This is a genomic window from Bacillus sp. MSP13 (genome assembly GCF_000815295.1).
GTDB lineage: Bacteria > Bacillota > Bacilli > Bacillales > Bacillaceae > Bacillus > Bacillus vallismortis.
The window spans coordinates 37817-55157 of the sequence record NZ_JXAQ01000017.1 but is presented as its reverse complement, the minus strand read 5'-3'; the positions used below and the strand labels follow the sequence as shown (position 1 = coordinate 55157).

The window sequence follows — 17341 nt, the reverse complement described above, 5'->3', positions numbered from 1 at the left end:
GTTTGTTCACAATTGGTAAAATCAATAAATACAAACACCGACAGCTTATATAGCCCATATACTGATTTCAAGTTTCAAAAAGATCTAAATAGTGTATACAATAGATGATTTAAGGAAAGGCTAATTGTACGGAGGTGGGGACCATGGACGAAACAGGTAAACTAAATCATACATGTGTCATTTGTGATCAAGAGAAGGATAGAGGCATTCATCTTTATACGAAATTCATATGCTTAGATTGTGAGAGAAAAGTAATTTCTACATCAACTTCAGATCCTGACTATGCCTTTTATGTAAATAAGCTTAAAAGCATTCATACACCGCCATTATATTCTTAAGACCTGAAGAGGTCTTTTTTTGTATTCTTTTAAAAGAAATGAGTTAATAAAAAGTAATGAAACTTGTTTAGGGATTGATCGTAGTAGATAATAATATTAAAACTGAGAATATACACAGGAGTCGATGATCTGATGCAGAGATTTCTTCACTTTTTAATATGGAGTTTCACGAGCAGTGCGACTTTTGTTTTCATAGGAATACTGTGCTTTTTCGGTCTGAATCAGCCTCTTTTTTTATCATTTGTATATGGGCTCGCTTCAGGACTAGTCGTATATACAACTGGTGTTTGGAATTCAAGGCGGTTGTTTCTCAAGAAGCATGGACTGACAGGAAGAGAATATGCCTATATAAAGAAAAACCTAGAGGAAGCAAGGCATAAAATCATACGCCTTCGAAAAGCTTTATTTCAAGCGAAAAGCATACAAATGTTTAAACAAAATGCAGAAATGCTGAGACTTGTCAGAAGGATTTATATTCTTACAAAAAAAGAACCGAAGCGGTTTTACCAGGCTGAGCAATTTTTTTACCAAACGCTCGATTCAGTTGTTGAACTGACAGAGAAGTATGCCTTTTTATCATCACATCCGAAAAAAAGCAAAGAGCTGTCGACGTCACTGAGTGAGGCACGCATCACACTCGCTGAACTGACAAAGCGTTTAGAGGAAGATTTAACTCAATTAATGGGTGATGATCTTGACGAACTGCAATTTGAATTAGATGCAGCGAAGCATTCATTAAAGAAATAATGGAAGAGGGTAAGAGCGATGGACCGAGATCAAAGCGACCTTCATATCGATGAGTTATTGGCGGACCCTTTTGGAGAAATAGAGGCGGAGGCAGTAAAAGCGGAGAAGCAGCAAGTGCGCCTTATTGATGTTCTTCCCGAGGAAAACAAGGAAAAAGCAATTCAGCTTGCTGGGCAGATCGATCATAAAAATATGCAAAGTATTGTCTTATACGGTTCACAAGCTCAGTCCAAACTGCTGAATTTTTCTCATACTATGATTGATCATGTTCAAAAGAAGGATGTCGGGGAGATTGGCGAAATACTTGGAGAGCTGATGAAAAAGCTGGAGCAAGTAAATCCCGATGATCTTCAGTCTAGGAAAAAAGGATTTTTTTCGCGCGTGTTTGGAAGAGTGTCGAATTCTCTTCAGGAGGTGCTGTCTAAATATCAAAAGACCAGCGTACAGATAGACAGAATCAGCTTGAAGCTGGAACACTCTAGAAATGCTTTAATCAGTGACAATAAGCTGTTAGAGCAGCTATACGAAAAAAATAAAGAGTATTTCACGGCGTTGAATGTATATATTGCTGCGGGAGAACTGAAGCTGGAGGAATTAAAAACAAAAACAATCCCTCAACTAAAGCAAAAGGCTGAATCAAGCGAGCACAATCAAATGGCAGTTCAAGAAGTAAACGATTTGGTTCAATTTGCTGACCGTTTAGATAAAAGGGTGCATGATTTGCTGCTCAGCAGGCAAATCACAATCCAAAGTGCCCCGCAAATCAGGCTGATTCAGAATACAAATCAAGCGTTAGCTGAAAAAATTCAGTCATCCATTGTGACAGCGATTCCGCTTTGGAAAAACCAAGTAGCGATTGCGCTGACGCTTTTAAGGCAGCGCAATGCAGTAGATGCCCAACAAAAAGTATCAGATACAACCAACGAGCTCTTGCTGAAAAATGCGGAGCTTTTGAAGACCAATACAATTGAAACTGCGAGGGCGAATGAACGAGGCCTTGTAGATATCGATACGTTAAAAAAGGTGCAGGAAAGCTTAATCAGCACGCTTGAAGAAACGCTGACCATACAAGAAGAAGGACGAATCAAACGCCGTCGGGCAGAAGAAGAACTCATGGTGATGGAAGACGATCTGAAGCATAAGCTGCTTACGATGAAGGAAAGGTAGTTACCAGTAAGTCTTATCTTTAAGTTCTGTCAGAGGCACGATATAATAAGGATAAGAAAACACATTCAAAGGATTGTTTTAATGAACACACCTTTATATAAAGCACTGATTCATCATGCGAGAAGAGATTCTCATTCATTTCATGTTCCGGGACATCACAATGGAGATGTCTTTTTTGATGACGCTAAGTCGTTATTCGGTCCGCTTCTTACCATTGATGTAACTGAACTGACAGGACTGGATGACCTCCATCATCCTTCTGGGGTAATTAAGGAAGCACAGGAGCTTGTCAGTCAATTATATAGATCAACGGAAAGTTTTTTTCTGGTGAATGGAACAACTGTCGGGAACCTAGCGATGATCTTATCTGTTTGTGAACCGGGTGATATAATTCTGGTTCAAAGAAACTGTCATAAATCTGTGTTTCATGCTGTTGATATGGCTGGTGCTGAGCCAGTTTATCTTGCACCCGACATTGATTCAGCGATGCATGTGCCTACTCATGTTCCGTTAAAAACAGTTAAAGAAGCCTTGGCAGCATATCCAGATGCGAAAGGCTTGGTGCTGACCCATCCGACATATTACGGGCATAGTGCTGATTTGACCGAAATCATTTCAGAGGCCCATCATTACGGGATTCCTGTTTTAGTCGATGAAGCGCATGGCGCACATTTTATTTTAGGGGAGCCTTTTCCGTCCTCAGCTTTAACGATGGGGGCAGATATCGTTGTTCAGTCGGCTCATAAAACGCTGCCTGCCATGACGATGGGTTCTTATTTGCACCTTAACAGCAGCAGAGTTGACCGGAATCGGGTGGCAGAGTATTTAAATCGATTACAAAGCAGCAGCCCTTCTTATCCGATTATGGCTTCGTTAGACATTGCCCGCGCTTATGTACAGCATATAATAGAAGAACAAAAGCTTTCTGACATTCTGCAGCGAATACAATTACTTAAACAAACGTTTGATTCACTTAGAAATGCAGAAGCTGTCAAGCCGGCCGATCCACGGATGATTACGGATCCCCTCAAGCTTACATTACGTTCAAAACGTGGGCATTCAGGGTATACGCTGCAAAACATATTAGAACGTGCCAACATATTCACTGAGCTTGCGGATGAAAATCAAGTCTTGCTCGTTCTTCCATTGGGAGGAAATCGCAGAATAAGCGCTGAAACGATAAAATTCATTGATGAAGAGATTGAAAAAACGCCTCCCGATCAGGTGTTTGTTTCTGGAGAATGGGCAACGCGGCCTGTTACTGTCTTGCCTTATCAAAAAAAAGAGCTGCAAACGTTCAAAAAAGAATATGTGGACTTTGATGAAGCGGCAGGCCGGCTGAACGCAGAGGATGTCATTCCTTATCCTCCGGGTATTCCGATGATTATGGCGGGAGAAAGAATGACAAAAGAAAGTGTGCAAAAGCTCAGCCGCTTGATCAGCATGAAAATGCATGTTCAAGGGAATACGAAAATCAAAGAGAAACAACTACTTGTTTATATAGAAGAGGAGAAATCATGAGCGGTTTATTTATTACATTCGAAGGTCCAGAAGGTGCGGGGAAAACGACTGTTCTGCAGGAAATCAACAACATACTGACAGCAGAGGGCCTTCAGGTTACAGCAACTCGAGAGCCAGGCGGCATAGATATTGCAGAACAAATTCGAGAGGTCATTCTGAATGAGAACAACACATTAATGGACCCAAAAACAGAAGCTCTCTTATATGCGGCTGCAAGACGCCAGCATTTAGTTGAAAAAGTAAAACCAGCATTGGAACAGGGGCACGTCGTTCTTTGTGACAGATTCATAGACAGCTCGCTTGCATACCAAGGATATGCCAGAGGACTTGGGATTGATGAGGTTCTGTCAATTAATGAGTTTGCTATCGGCGATATGATGCCCCATGTAACGGTTTATTTTTCAATTAGTCCGGAAGAAGGACTGAAGCGCATTTACGCAAACGGCTCGCGGGAGAAAAACAGGCTCGATTTAGAAAAATTAAGCTTCCATACAAAGGTACAGGAAGGTTATCAAGAGCTGATGAAACGATTCCCGGAAAGATTTCACTCTGTTGATGCCAGCCAATCCAAAGACCTCGTTGTTCAGGACGTTATGAAGGTGATCAATGAAGCGTTGAAAAAAATTCAATTGTGACCTGTTTACCAATAGTTGATATAATAATGTAAACGAGATCATTGTTGTTTCCAATCTAAAGGAGGCCTTCACAGATGAAATTGATAGTGGCAGTTGTACAAGATCAGGACAGCAACCGGCTTTTGAAAACCTTAACGGATCACAACTTTAGAGTGACAAAGCTTGCGACGACGGGAGGATTTCTAAAATCAGGTAATACAACGTTTATGATTGGTGTCGAAGATATACGCGTCGATAAAGCATTGAGCCTCATTAAAGAAAACGGACAGAAACGTGATCAGATGATTGCGCCTGTATCTCCAATGGGTGGAAATGCTGATTCATATGTCCCTTATCCAGTCGAAGTGGAAGTTGGCGGAGCGACAGTATTTGTCCTTCCAGTCGATGAATTTCATCAATTTTAAGGATTTGAAACTGTGAAAATTAATAAAGATATACGTACATTTATAGATAATAAACAGCTTCCTTCTGTGAAAACATCTGAGATGACAGCGTCGTTTAAAACATCGATGGAAAACCAAAGCAGCAAATTGAAATTTGATCAGCTCACTCGGCTGTTATCAGATATCGAGGCATTTGGAAAAAGGTTGACGAAATCCCGCAATTTTAAAGACTTGGCGAGGTTCAAAGGACAGGTGAAGCGTTTTGTCAAAGAGGCCGTAGACAGCGGGCTTTCACATGAAACATCGAAAAGCTTTGACCTATATGGCAACAGCAGAACGCTGGGACTTGTAAAAGAAATCGACGACAAATTGATACAGCTTACGGAAGAGATGATGGATCAGGAAAAACCGGCAATTGATTTGCTGGAGCGTATTGGCGAAATAAAAGGTTTATTGATTAACCTTTACACATAGAGAGTGATATAATGGCAATATCTTGGAATGAAATGAACGAGCTTCAGCCCAGAGTGATGAAGCTTTTATATAATAGTATTGAGAAGGACAGACTATCACACGCTTATTTGTTTGAGGGGAAAAAAGGAACAGGCAAGCTTGATGCCGCGCTGCTTCTGGCGAAAAGCTTTTTTTGCCTGGAGGATGGCGCGGAGCCTTGTGAGAGCTGCCGAAACTGTAAACGGATTGAGTCAGGGAACCATCCTGATCTCCATCTTGTCCAGCCTGATGGTTTATCGATCAAAAAGGCGCAAATTCAAGCGCTACAAGAGGAGTTTTCTAAGACAGGGCTTGAATCGCATAAAAAGCTGTATATTATTTCTCACGCAGATCAAATGACAGCGAATGCGGCGAACAGTCTGCTGAAATTTTTAGAAGAACCGAATAAAGATACAATGGCCATCCTCATCACGGAGCAGCCCCAACGGTTATTGGATACCATCATTTCAAGATGCCAAACCCTTCCTTTTCAGCCTTTGCAGCCCAAAGCAATTGAAGATAGACTCATCGAACAAGAGGTCTCGCCTCATATGGCAAGGCTTCTGGCCAACATGACCAATAATGTAGCAGAAGCAGTCGAATTGAGTCGAAATGATGAGTTTGCAGAGTCTAGAGCGAAAGTGATAAAATTGTATGAAGTCCTACATCAGCGGAAAGGACATGCTTTTTTCTTTATTCAAGATCAATGGATGCCCTTTTTCAAAGAAAAAACCCATCAAGAAATGGGTCTTGATATGCTCTTATTGATATATCGCGATGTGTTGTCCATCCAAATAGGAAATGAAGATAAATTGATTTATCAAGACTTATTCCAATCAATAAAACAGCATGCGTTACAATCGACACAACAACGCGTTACGAATCAGATTCTTGCTGTTTTAGAAGCAAAGAAACGGCTTCATTCCAATGTGAATGTACAAGGATTAATGGAGCACTTGGTGTTAATGTTGCAGGAGGGATAAGCTTGTACAATGTAATTGGAGTCCGCTTTAAGAAAGCGGGTAAAATATATTATTTTGATCCAAATGGATTTCATATAGAACATGACAGCTGTGTTATTGTAGAAACTGTCAGAGGCGTTGAGTACGGCCAGGTCGTGATTGCGAATAAACAGGTGGATGAGCACGACGTCGTGCTGCCCCTTCGAAAAGTGATACGTGTGGCTGACGAGCGTGACCTTCTCATCGTAGAAGAAAACAAACAGGAAGCTTTATCAGCATTTGACATCTGTCAAAAGAAAGTGGCTGAACATGGCTTGGATATGAAGCTGGTCGATGTTGAATTTACGTTTGACCGCAATAAAGTTATTTTTTACTTCACTGCTGACGGTCGGGTAGACTTTAGAGAGCTTGTAAAAGATTTGGCCTCTATCTTTAAAACAAGAATTGAGCTGCGTCAAATCGGAGTAAGGGATGAGGCGAAAATGCTCGGAGGAATCGGTCCTTGCGGAAGAATGCTTTGCTGTTCAACGTTCCTTGGAGATTTTGAACCTGTTTCCATTAAAATGGCCAAGGACCAGAACTTGTCTTTAAATCCTACGAAGATTTCAGGTCTTTGCGGACGTCTGATGTGCTGTTTAAAATATGAGAATGATGAGTATGAGACGGCCAAAGAACAGCTTCCGGATATAGGAGAAATGATTACGACAGCCAACGGCCCTGCAAAGGTCGTCGGACTTAATATTCTGGAACGGGTGCTTCAGGTGGAACTGATAAACCGTGAAAAAGTGATAGAATATACTTGGGAAGAGCTCTTGGAAGAGGGCGTCGTATCCGCACAAACCACAGATTAACGAGGTGTGGAACCTTGGATAAAAAAGAGTTATTTGATACCGTCATTAACTTAGAAGAACAAATTGGCTCACTGTACCGACAGCTGGGGGATTTGAAGCAGCATATCGGTGAGATGATTGAAGAAAATCATCATTTACAGCTTGAAAACAAGAATTTGCGCAAACGGCTGGACGATACGACGCAGCAGATTGAAAAGTTCAAAGCTGATAAAAAAGAATCAAAAACACAGAAGACAGAGCAAACTGATATAGGGGAAGGATATGATAATCTGGCACGTCTGTATCAAGAAGGATTTCATATCTGCAATGTTCACTATGGAAGTGTTCGAAAAGAAGATTGTCTGTTCTGTCTGTCATTCTTAAATAAAAAATAAGGAAAAGGCTTCCGCATAAGACGGGAGCCTTTTTCAAAGGTACTGAAAGGATAAGAAGATGGTTTCATTACGTGATGATGAAAGATTAGATTATTTGCTGGCAGAGGACATGAAAATCATACAAAGTCCAACGGTGTTTGCATTTTCATTGGACGCTGTGCTGCTGTCCAAGTTTGCCTATGTTCCGATTCAAAAAGGAAAAATCGTTGATCTATGCTCAGGCAATGGCATTGTGCCGCTGCTGCTCAGCACAAGATCAAAAGCGGACATTCTTGGAGTTGAAATTCAAGAAAGACTCCATGATATGGCTGTTCGCAGTGTGGAGTATAATCAGCTGCAGGATCAGATTCAAATGATACATGAGGATTTGAAAAACATGCCGGAGAAGCTGGGACATAATCGATATGATGTTGTCACCTGCAATCCGCCGTATTTTAAAACGCCGAAGCAAACAGAACAAAATATGAATGAGCATCTTAGAATCGCTAGACATGAAATTCACTGCACATTGGAGGATGTCATTTCAGTCAGCAGCAAGCTGCTCAAGCAAGGGGGAAAGGCAGTCCTTGTTCACCGGCCGGGACGGCTATTAGAGATTTTTGAACTGATGAAGGCTTACCAAATCGAGCCGAAGCGTGTGCAATTTGTCTATCCGAAGCAAGGGAAAGAAGCCAATACCATTTTGGTTGAAGGCATTAAAGGCGGACGTCCGGATTTAAAAATACTTCCCCCTTTGTTCGTTTATGATGAACAAAATGAATACACAAAAGAAATCAGGACCATTTTATATGGAGACAAATAACCATTTTTTCTACGTTGTGAAATGTAAAGACAATAGTTGGTATGCCGGGTATACCAACGATCTACAGAAACGAGTAAAAACACATAATGATGGGAAGGGCGCAAAGTATACAAAAGTAAGACGTCCAGTTGAATTGATTTTTGCCGAAGCTTTCTCAACGAAGCGGGAAGCGATGCAGGCGGAATATTATTTCAAAAAAATGACTCGGAAGAAAAAAGAGCTTTATATAGAAGAAAAGCGGAACAGCAAGGAGGCTGTATATGTTAAGGCGCCAAATGAGCTTTAATGGAAAGTCAGACATGGGAATTCTATATTTGGTCCCAACACCAATCGGAAATTTAGAGGATATGACATTCCGGGCGATAGACACCCTGAAATCAGTGGATGCAATTGCTGCGGAAGATACGAGACAAACGAAAAAGCTTTGTCATGTATACGAAATTGAAACACCGCTCGTTAGTTATCACGAACATAATAAAGAAAGCAGTGGGCACAAAATCATTGAATGGCTGAAAACCGGAAAAAACATTGCCCTTGTCAGTGATGCTGGGCTGCCGACCATCTCTGATCCGGGAGCGGAAATCGTGAAGGATTTTACGGAGATAGGCGGTTATGTTGTGCCGCTGCCGGGAGCAAATGCTGCATTAACGGCTCTAATCGCTTCAGGTATTGTCCCGCAGCCTTTCTTCTTTTACGGTTTCTTGAACAGGCAGAAAAAGGAAAAGAAGAAAGAGCTTGAAAGTCTGAAAAAACGGCAGGAAACGATCATCTTTTATGAAGCGCCTCACAGACTTAAGGAAACCTTGTCAGCGATGGCAGAGGTATTAGGAGATCGAGAAATTGCTGTGACGCGTGAGCTTACCAAGAAATATGAAGAGTTCATCAGAGGCACGATATCTGAGGTTATCGAATGGGCAAACGAGGATCAGATACGCGGTGAGTTTTGCCTCGTCGTAGAAGGCAATAAAAATGAAGAATCAGATGAGGAAGACCAATGGTGGGAGCCCCTCACGCCTAAAGCACATGTCGAGCACTACATCGCGAAAGGCGCTACATCTAAAGAGGCTATAAAAAAAGCAGCAGTTGATCGCAATGTTCCAAAGCGTGAAGTGTACGATGCTTATCATATTCAGCAATAAAAAAACGTTCTTGTGTCATAACAAGAACGTTTTTTGTAAAAGAAATGATTATTTAAGGTTTTGAAGCTGGTTTTGGATTTCGCTGATGATTTGCTCAGCGCCTTCTTTACTAAGAACCAATTTACCGTTTGCAAGTTTAAGGTTATCATCAGAAACTTCACCTGTTACTTGGCAAGTCATGTTTGGTTTATATTTTTTAAGGATGATTTTTTCATCATCAACATAAATTTCAAGAGCATCTTTTTCTGCGATTCCTAGAGTACGACGCAACTCGATAGGAATAACTACACGTCCTAATTCATCAACTTTACGTACAATACCAGTAGATTTCATAAACTTTCTCCTCCCAAGAGATGATTATTTGGTTGAATTATATTTTTCTTCGTCATTATTCGACAAAATCCTTACCTTCATAGCATAACAAGGTTTCCAATAATCGTCAATCATTTTGTTTGCTATTGATTGTAAGAATTAGTTCTTAAAGTCAGTAATGTATCAGAAACTACTGAAATAACAGCTTTTTATAAACTTTTAATAAAGCTATTATCCTACTAAAAATCCTTTTAAATCAAGACTTTTGAACTAAGGTTGTTTATTTTATTTGATTATATACGACAAAATTCGACACGAACAGACTTTTTTTACTTTCATAAAAGATTTTTCAAATTCATTATTCTTTTCCTTGGCACACGTATATATTCTTGATCTTAAAGGCTAAGATGGTATCATAGATAAAGGATAAATATAAATAATCATCATTTTATGATTTGCACTTATCGCCGCTCTCGTCCTTTGGGCGGGAGCTTTTTGACATTCTAATTGGGAGGTTTCAAGATGCCGCAAGAAAACAATACTTTTTACATTACAACACCGATTTATTATCCGAGCGGAAAATTACATATCGGCCATGCGTATACGACAGTCGCGGGAGATGCAATGGCGCGTTACAAAAGATTAAAAGGGTTTGATGTTCGTTATTTAACGGGAACGGACGAGCATGGACAAAAGATCCAACAAAAAGCTGAGCAGGAAAACATTACACCTCAGGAGTATGTGGATCGCGCAGCGGCAGATATTCAAAAACTTTGGAAACAACTTGAAATCTCAAACGACGATTTTATCCGTACGACAGAAAAACGGCATAAAGTTGTCATTGAAAAGGTCTTTCAAAAACTTCTTGGTAATGGGGACATCTATCTTGATCAATATGAAGGCTGGTACAGTATCCCTGATGAAACATTCTACACGGAAACTCAGCTCGTTGATATCGAACGGAATGAAAAGGGAGAGGTCATTGGCGGAAAAAGTCCTGACAGCGGACATCCAGTTGAATTAATCAAAGAGGAATCTTATTTCTTCCGTATGGGAAAATATGCCGATCGCCTTCTGAAGTTCTATGAAGAAAATCCAACATTCATCCAGCCGGAATCACGTAAAAATGAAATGATTAACAACTTCATCAAGCCTGGACTTGAGGATTTAGCTGTATCACGTACTACGTTTGATTGGGGCGTGAAGGTGCCGGAAAATCCAAAACATGTTGTATATGTTTGGATCGACGCACTATTTAACTATTTAACAGCACTCGGTTATGATACAGAAAATGATGAGCTTTATCAAAAATATTGGCCTGCCGATGTTCATTTAGTCGGTAAGGAGATTGTACGATTCCACACCATTTATTGGCCAATTATGTTGATGGCACTCGATTTGCCGCTGCCGAAGCAAGTATTTGCGCATGGCTGGCTTTTGATGAAGGACGGAAAAATGTCGAAATCAAAAGGGAACGTTGTAGATCCGGTTACATTAATTGAACGGTACGGTTTAGATGAACTACGTTATTACCTGCTTCGCGAAGTGCCATTCGGATCTGACGGCGTATTCACGCCGGAAGGATTTGTTGAGCGGATTAACTATGATCTAGCAAATGATTTAGGAAACCTATTGAATCGTACTGTTGCGATGATCAATAAGTATTTCGACGGACAAATCGGTTCTTACAAAGGTGCTGTAACAGAATTTGACCAAACGCTCGCTTCAGTCGCTGAAGAAACAGTAAAGAATTACGAGAAGGCAATGGAAAACATGGAGTTCTCGGTAGCTCTTTCAACATTATGGCAGCTGATCAGCCGCACAAATAAATACATTGATGAGACAGCTCCATGGGTGCTTGCGAAGGATCCGGATAAAGAAGAAGAACTTCATTCAGTCATGTATCATTTGTCAGAATCATTGCGTATTTCAGCAATACTGCTTCAGCCGTTCCTCACAAAAACACCGAAAAAAATGTTTGAGCAGCTGGGCATTACTGATGAAACGTTGAAATCATGGGACAGCATTACAACTTTCGGCCAACTGAAAGATGCAAAAGTGCAAAAAGGCGAGCCGTTATTCCCACGTTTAGAGGCAGAAGAAGAAATTGCTTACATCAAAGGCAAGATGCAAGGAACGGCGCCAGCTAAAGAAGAAACAAAAGAAGAAGAGCCGCAAGAGGTTGATCGCTTACCGGAAATTACGATTGATCAATTCATGGATGTAGAGCTTCGTGTGGCAGAGGTCATCGAGGCTGAGCCTGTGAAAAAAGCAGACCGTTTATTGAAGTTGCAGCTGGATCTAGGTTTTGAAAAACGCCAAGTTGTTTCAGGTATCGCGAAGCATTATACACCTGAAGAGCTTATTGGCAAGAAACTCGTATGTGTAACAAATCTAAAGCCGGTTAAGCTGAGAGGAGAGCTTTCTCAAGGTATGATCCTTGCAGGGGAAGCAGACGGCGTATTAAAAGTCGTATCCATCGATCAGTCATTACCGACAGGCACAAGAATTAAATAATGACAAACAAAAGGTGTTTCACGTGTAACAATTCGTCGAACACCTTTTGTGTTTCGACAAGAAAGGAGTTTTTTACTTATGTTATTTGACACACATGCACATTTAAATGCAGAACAATATGATACTGATTTAGAAGAGGTGATTGAACGGGCAAAAGCTGAACAAGTAGAACGAATTGTCGTAGTTGGTTTTGATCGTCAGACCATTACCCGTGCAATGGAAATGATTGAGGAATATGAATTTATTTATGCGGCCATCGGCTGGCACCCTGTTGACGCGATTGACATGACAGAAGAAGATTTAGCATGGATCAAAGAGCTCTCTGCTCATGAAAAAGTGGTGGCGATCGGTGAAATGGGGTTGGATTATCATTGGGACAAATCTCCTAAAGACATTCAAAAAGAGGTATTCAGAAAACAAATCGCCTTAGCGAAAGAGGTCAATTTACCTATTATCATTCATAACCGTGATGCAACGGAGGATGTCGTGTCCATTTTGAAAGAGGAAGGCGCAGAAACTGTTGGCGGAATCATGCACTGCTTTACAGGAAGTGTGGAAGTGGCGAGAGAATGCATGAAAATGAATTTTTATTTATCATTCGGGGGACCGGTGACATTCAAAAATGCGAAAAAGCCGAAGGAAGTTGTGAAGGAAATTCCGAATGACCGTTTGCTGATTGAAACGGACTGCCCATTTCTTACACCTCATCCTTTCCGCGGGAAAAGAAATGAGCCAAGCTATGTAAAATATGTGGCTGAGCAAATTGCTGAATTAAAAGGAATGACTTATGAAGAGGTTGCATCAATTACGACCGAAAATGCAAAAAGACTTTTCCGTATAAACTGACAAAAAACGCTAGCGGGTTTTGTAAGAGCTTGTCCTTTTCAGCGCTTATTCATAAAAGTTCTACATGCTTTCTTCTCTTCATAGGATAGGTTTGTCGACAAGTCTTTCTTCCGTTTCTCAGTGTATTTCAGGATAATGAAGAAGACACTGGGCTTTTGGGAGAAAGAGAGAGGAGGGTTGACAGCCTTTTAGATACTCTATATAATCTCTCCGAGGAGAAGGAGGCGTTTTTCATCACACAAAAAATGAAAAAGCTGTTTTCCGTAAAGCTTAGCAAAAGCAAAGTCATTCTGGTTGCTGCTTGTTTGCTTTTGGCAGGAAGCGGGACTGCGTACGCGGCTCATGAGCTGACGAAACAATCAGTCTCAGTTTCTATCAATGGCAAAAAGAAACATATACGCACACATGCAAAAACAGTCGGTGATCTTTTGGAGACGCTTGATATAGAGACAAGAGACGAAGACAAGATCACACCTGCTAAACAGACAAAGATCACAGCAGATATGGACGTTGTGTATGAGGCTGCAAAACCTGTCAAGCTTACAATAAACGGGAAAGAGAAGACATTATGGTCAACAGCAAAAACGGTCGGTGCATTACTGGACGAACAAGATGTTGATGTGAAAGAACACGATCAAATTGATCCCGCAATAGATACAGATATTTCGAAAGACATGCTGATTAACATAGAGCCAGCATTCCAGGTGACTGTGAATGATGCAGGAAAACAAAAGAAGATCTGGACGACTTCGACTACCGTCGCTGACTTTTTAAAACAGCAAAAGATGAACATAAAAGACGAAGATAAAATCAAGCCTGCGTTAGATGCAAAGCTGACGAAAGGAAAGGCTGATATTACAATTACTCGTATCGAAAAGGTCACCGATGTAGTTGAAGAGAAAATCGCGTTCGATGTGAAAAAGCAAGAAGACGCTTCTCTTGAAAAAGGGGAAGAAAAAGTCGTCCAAAAAGGAAAAGAAGGCAAGCTTAAAAAACATTTCGAAGTCGTTAAAGAAAACGGCAAAGAAGTGTCCAGAGAGCTTGTAAAAGAAGAAACGGCTGAACAAAGCAAGGATAAAGTGATTGCTGTCGGCACGAAGCAAAGCAGTCCAAAAGTTGAAAAGGTCAGTGCTTCTGGTGATTCAAAAACAGTTGTGTCCCGCAGCAATGAATCAACTGGCAAAGTCATGACTGTTTCATCTACGGCTTATACGGCAAGCTGCAGCGGTTGTTCAGGACATACAGCTACAGGCGTTAATTTAAAAAATAATCCGAATGCGAAAGTCATCGCTGTCGATCCCAATGTCATTCCGCTAGGCACCAAAGTCCACGTTGAAGGCTATGGATATGCGATTGCTGCAGATACTGGTTCAGCGATTAAAGGGAACAAAATAGACGTCTTTTTCCCAGAAAAATCATCAGCGTACCGATGGGGAAATAAAACAGTCAAAATTAAAATTTTAAATTAATATATACTTATGTATTCAGAGGGTTTTGCGCCCTCTGTTTTTTTCGTTATAATAAACAAAGTGTATTTTCTGTTTATTAGACGCTCGAGATAAGAAAAAGTTTCATAAATATACAAAAGTTTTTATTTTGTTTTGGAGGCAATAATGAAAATTAAAGAGATTATTGTGGTCGAGGGACGTGACGATACGGCTCGCATCAAATTGGCTGTTGATGCAGACACAATTGAAACAAATGGTTCAGCCATCGATGCTCATGTGATTGACCAAATCAGGTTGGCCCAGAAGACCAGAGGCGTCATTATTTTAACGGACCCGGACTTTCCGGGAGAGAAGATTCGCAAAACCATTTCAGAGGCTGTATCCGGCTGCAAGCATGCATTTTTGCCAAAGCATCTTGCCAAACCTAAAAACAAGCGGGGAATCGGTGTGGAGCACGCATCGATTGAAAGCATTAGGGCATGTTTAGAAAACGTGCACGAAGAAATGGAAGCTCAGCCGAGTGACATCTCAGCTGAGGATCTGATCCATGCAGGGCTGATTGGCGGATCTGCGGCCAAACGCCGCCGCGAACGTCTGGGCGATCTGTTGAAAATCGGCTATACAAATGGCAAACAGCTTCAAAAACGGCTGCAAATGTTTCAAATTAAAAAAAGTGATTTTATGAGTGCGCTTGATACCGTTATGCGGGAGGAACAGAATGAATAAAGATATTGCGACACCGATAAGAACCAAAGAGATACTGAAAAAATACGGTTTTTCTTTTAAAAAGAGCTTAGGACAGAATTTCTTAATTGATACGAACATTTTAGACAGAATTGTCGATCACGCGGAAGTGACGGAGAAAACAGGGGTCATTGAAATCGGCCCGGGAATCGGGGCTTTGACCGAGCAGCTCGCCAAGCGGGCAAAAAAGGTCGCGGCATTTGAAATTGACCAGCGATTATTGCCCATTTTAAAGGATACGCTGTCTCCTTACGACAATGTCACCATCATTCATCAGGACGTATTAAAGGCTGATGTCAAATCAGTTATTGAAGAACAATTTCAAGGCTGTGATGAGATCATGGTTGTAGCCAATCTTCCTTATTATGTGACAACGCCGATTATCATGAAATTGCTTGAAGAACATCTTCCGCTGAAAGGTATTGTGGTCATGCTGCAAAAAGAAGTGGCAGAGCGCATGGCGGCAGATCCTTCATCTAAGGAATACGGCTCGCTTTCAATCGCGGTGCAATTTTATACTGAAGCCAAAACGGTGATGACCGTTCCGAAAACTGTGTTTGTTCCTCAGCCTAACGTTGATTCCGCAGTCATTCGGCTGATTCTCCGCGACGGCCCGGCAGTGGACGTGGAAAACGAGGCCTTTTTCTTTCAGTTAATCAAGGCAAGCTTTGCTCAGCGCCGGAAAACGCTGCTCAATAACTTAGTCAATAACCTGCCTGAAGGAAAAGCGCAAAAGCCAGCGATTGAACAAGTGCTGGAAGAGACAAATATTGACGGTAAGCGCCGTGGAGAATCCCTGTCTATTGAGGAGTTTGCAGCGCTGTCTAATGGATTGTATAAAGCCCTTTTCTAAAAGGGCTTTTTGTTTTGCGCACCACTTGGACTGCCGCTACATAGGCTAGAGAAGGACCTTTCATTCAATGAGAAGAAAAACTTGGACTCAGCGAAAAAAGGCGCTTTCTCAAGGCTCTTTCTTTCATGATGAGGCTTAGTCTATGTGTGGAGTGAGGAACTTGCAATTTCAAATAGGAGATATGGTAGCCAGAAAATCCTATCAAATGGATGTTTTGTTTCGCATTATAGGAATAGAGCAAACAAGCAAAGGAAATTCAATCGCTATTTTGCATGGTGATGAAGTCAGGCTGATTGCTGATGCGGATATTTCTGATCTTGTAGCAGTAAAAAAAGATGAGCAAATGATGCGGAAAAAGAAAGATGAGAGCAGAATGAATGAATCGCTCGAATTGCTCCGCCAGGATTATAAGCTGCTCAGAGAAAAGCAGGAGTACTATGCGACAAGCCAGTATCAGCATGAGGAGCATTATTTTCATATGCCGGGCAAAGTGCTTCATTTGGACGGAGATGAAGCATATCTGAAAAAATGCCTGAGTGTCTATAAGAAAATTGGAGTGCCGGTCTATGGCATCCATTGTCATGAAAAGAAAATGTCTGTTTCTATTGAAGAATTACTCGACAAATATCGACCTGATATCTTGGTGATAACAGGTCATGATGCGTACTCAAAGCAAAAGGGCGACATTGATGATTTGAACGCGTACAGACATTCAAAGCATTTTGTTGAAACGGTTCAAAATGCACGAAAAAAAGTCCCTCACTTAGATCAGCTTGTTATTTTTGCTGGGGCCTGCCAATCTCACTTTGAATCGCTGATAAGGGCGGGGGCGAATTTCGCGAGTTCACCATCAAGAGTTAACATTCATGCGCTTGATCCTGTGTATATCGTCGCGAAAATCAGTTTTACGCCGTTTATGGAACGAATCAATGTATGGGAAGTGCTCCGTAATACGCTGACAAGAGAGAAAGGTCTTGGAGGTATAGAAACACGAGGAGTGCTGAGAATTGGAATGCCTTATAAGTCCAATTAACAGATGAATACCTGCATAGGAAACTATGCGGGTTTTTTATTTTACATAATGATACATATTTTACCGAAACTTGCGGAAAATAATTGAGGAATCATAGAATTTTGTCAAAATAATTTTGTTGACAACGTCTTATTAACGTTGATATAATTTAAATTTTATTTGACAAAAATGGGCTCG

The 17341-nt window shown here is 41.0% G+C and carries 20 protein-coding genes; 19 read left to right on the top strand and 1 reads right to left on the bottom strand.

Annotated elements, in window-relative coordinates; genetic code table 11:
* The first annotated feature begins 143 nt into the window (after positions 1 to 143).
* The 13 genes from csfB (at position 144) to rsmI (ending at position 9411) form a co-directional block, all read left to right on the top strand.
* Complete coding sequence (gene csfB, locus SC79_RS19345; RefSeq protein ID WP_039076470.1) at positions 144 to 338, top strand: anti-sigma-G factor; 195 nt, start codon at positions 144 to 146, stop codon at positions 336 to 338.
* A 132-nt stretch (positions 339 to 470) separates the two neighbouring features.
* Positions 471 to 1085, top strand: a complete 615-nt coding sequence (locus SC79_RS19340; protein ID WP_039076469.1) for a 5-bromo-4-chloroindolyl phosphate hydrolysis family protein — start codon at positions 471 to 473, stop codon at positions 1083 to 1085.
* A gap of 18 nt (positions 1086 to 1103) precedes the next feature.
* Positions 1104 to 2252 carry a toxic anion resistance protein gene (locus SC79_RS19335; protein WP_039076468.1) on the top strand — a complete coding sequence of 383 codons (1149 nt, stop codon included), beginning with the start codon at positions 1104 to 1106 and terminating at the stop codon, positions 2250 to 2252.
* 81 nt (positions 2253 to 2333) lie between these two features.
* A complete protein-coding gene (locus SC79_RS19330) occupies positions 2334 to 3773 on the top strand; it encodes an aminotransferase class I/II-fold pyridoxal phosphate-dependent enzyme (RefSeq protein WP_039076467.1) in 1440 nt (479 codons plus the stop codon).
* Positions 3770 to 4408, top strand: a complete 639-nt coding sequence (gene tmk, locus SC79_RS19325; RefSeq protein ID WP_039076466.1) for a dTMP kinase — start codon at positions 3770 to 3772, stop codon at positions 4406 to 4408. The genes SC79_RS19330 and tmk overlap by 4 nt, the downstream gene beginning before the upstream one ends.
* Before the next feature lie 74 nt (positions 4409 to 4482).
* Positions 4483 to 4812 carry a cyclic di-AMP receptor DarA gene (darA, locus tag SC79_RS19320; protein WP_003218295.1) on the top strand — a complete coding sequence of 110 codons (330 nt, stop codon included), beginning with the start codon at positions 4483 to 4485 and terminating at the stop codon, positions 4810 to 4812.
* 12 nt (positions 4813 to 4824) lie between these two features.
* Positions 4825 to 5265 (top strand): YaaR family protein, encoded by a 441-nt coding sequence (locus tag SC79_RS19315; RefSeq protein WP_039076465.1) that lies wholly within the window; start codon positions 4825 to 4827, stop codon positions 5263 to 5265.
* Between the two features lie 11 nt (positions 5266 to 5276).
* Positions 5277 to 6266, top strand: a complete 990-nt coding sequence (gene holB, locus SC79_RS19310) for a DNA polymerase III subunit delta' (RefSeq protein ID WP_039076464.1) — start codon at positions 5277 to 5279, stop codon at positions 6264 to 6266.
* A gap of 2 nt (positions 6267 to 6268) precedes the next feature.
* Entirely contained in the window at positions 6269 to 7096 is an 828-nt protein-coding gene (gene ricT, locus SC79_RS19305; RefSeq protein WP_003242158.1) for a competence/sporulation regulator complex protein RicT, read from the top strand.
* A 14-nt stretch (positions 7097 to 7110) separates the two neighbouring features.
* Positions 7111 to 7470: a replication initiation-control protein YabA gene (yabA, locus tag SC79_RS19300; protein WP_039076463.1), complete on the top strand. Its 360-nt coding sequence runs from the start codon at positions 7111 to 7113 to the stop codon at positions 7468 to 7470.
* A gap of 58 nt (positions 7471 to 7528) precedes the next feature.
* On the top strand, positions 7529 to 8272 hold the full coding sequence (locus SC79_RS19295) for a tRNA1(Val) (adenine(37)-N6)-methyltransferase (protein WP_039076462.1): 744 nt from the start codon (positions 7529 to 7531) through the stop codon (positions 8270 to 8272).
* A complete protein-coding gene (locus SC79_RS19290) occupies positions 8259 to 8558 on the top strand; it encodes a GIY-YIG nuclease family protein (RefSeq protein WP_039076461.1) in 300 nt (99 codons plus the stop codon). The genes SC79_RS19295 and SC79_RS19290 overlap by 14 nt, the downstream gene beginning before the upstream one ends.
* Positions 8533 to 9411, top strand: coding sequence for a 16S rRNA (cytidine(1402)-2'-O)-methyltransferase (gene rsmI, locus SC79_RS19285; protein WP_039076460.1), 879 nt, complete (start codon positions 8533 to 8535; stop codon positions 9409 to 9411). The genes SC79_RS19290 and rsmI overlap by 26 nt, the downstream gene beginning before the upstream one ends.
* A gap of 48 nt (positions 9412 to 9459) precedes the next feature.
* Here rsmI and abrB read toward each other — a convergent pair whose 3' ends face one another.
* The gene (gene abrB, locus SC79_RS19280; RefSeq protein ID WP_039076459.1) at positions 9460 to 9744 is read right to left on the bottom strand and encodes a transition state genes transcriptional regulator AbrB; all 285 of its coding nucleotides are present in this window, start codon (positions 9742 to 9744) and stop codon (positions 9460 to 9462) included.
* 501 nt (positions 9745 to 10245) lie between these two features.
* On the opposite strand from abrB, the gene metG reads away from it, so the two are divergent.
* The 6 genes from metG (at position 10246) to prtG (ending at position 17164) form a co-directional block, all read left to right on the top strand.
* Positions 10246 to 12240, top strand: a complete 1995-nt coding sequence (metG, locus tag SC79_RS19275) for a methionine--tRNA ligase (protein WP_039076458.1) — start codon at positions 10246 to 10248, stop codon at positions 12238 to 12240.
* A 78-nt stretch (positions 12241 to 12318) separates the two neighbouring features.
* A complete protein-coding gene (locus SC79_RS19270) occupies positions 12319 to 13086 on the top strand; it encodes a TatD family hydrolase (protein WP_039076457.1) in 768 nt (255 codons plus the stop codon).
* Between the two features lie 155 nt (positions 13087 to 13241).
* Entirely contained in the window at positions 13242 to 14555 is a 1314-nt protein-coding gene (locus SC79_RS19265; protein WP_039076456.1) for a ubiquitin-like domain-containing protein, read from the top strand.
* A gap of 144 nt (positions 14556 to 14699) precedes the next feature.
* Positions 14700 to 15260, top strand: a complete 561-nt coding sequence (gene rnmV / locus SC79_RS19260) for a ribonuclease M5 (RefSeq protein ID WP_039076455.1) — start codon at positions 14700 to 14702, stop codon at positions 15258 to 15260.
* Positions 15253 to 16131, top strand: coding sequence for a 16S rRNA (adenine(1518)-N(6)/adenine(1519)-N(6))-dimethyltransferase RsmA (gene rsmA, locus SC79_RS19255; RefSeq protein ID WP_039076454.1), 879 nt, complete (start codon positions 15253 to 15255; stop codon positions 16129 to 16131). The genes rnmV and rsmA overlap by 8 nt, the downstream gene beginning before the upstream one ends.
* 160 nt (positions 16132 to 16291) lie before the next feature.
* Entirely contained in the window at positions 16292 to 17164 is an 873-nt protein-coding gene (gene prtG, locus SC79_RS19250) for a sporulation-specific protease PrtG (RefSeq protein ID WP_039076453.1), read from the top strand.
* Positions 17165 to 17341: the final 177 nt, after the last annotated feature.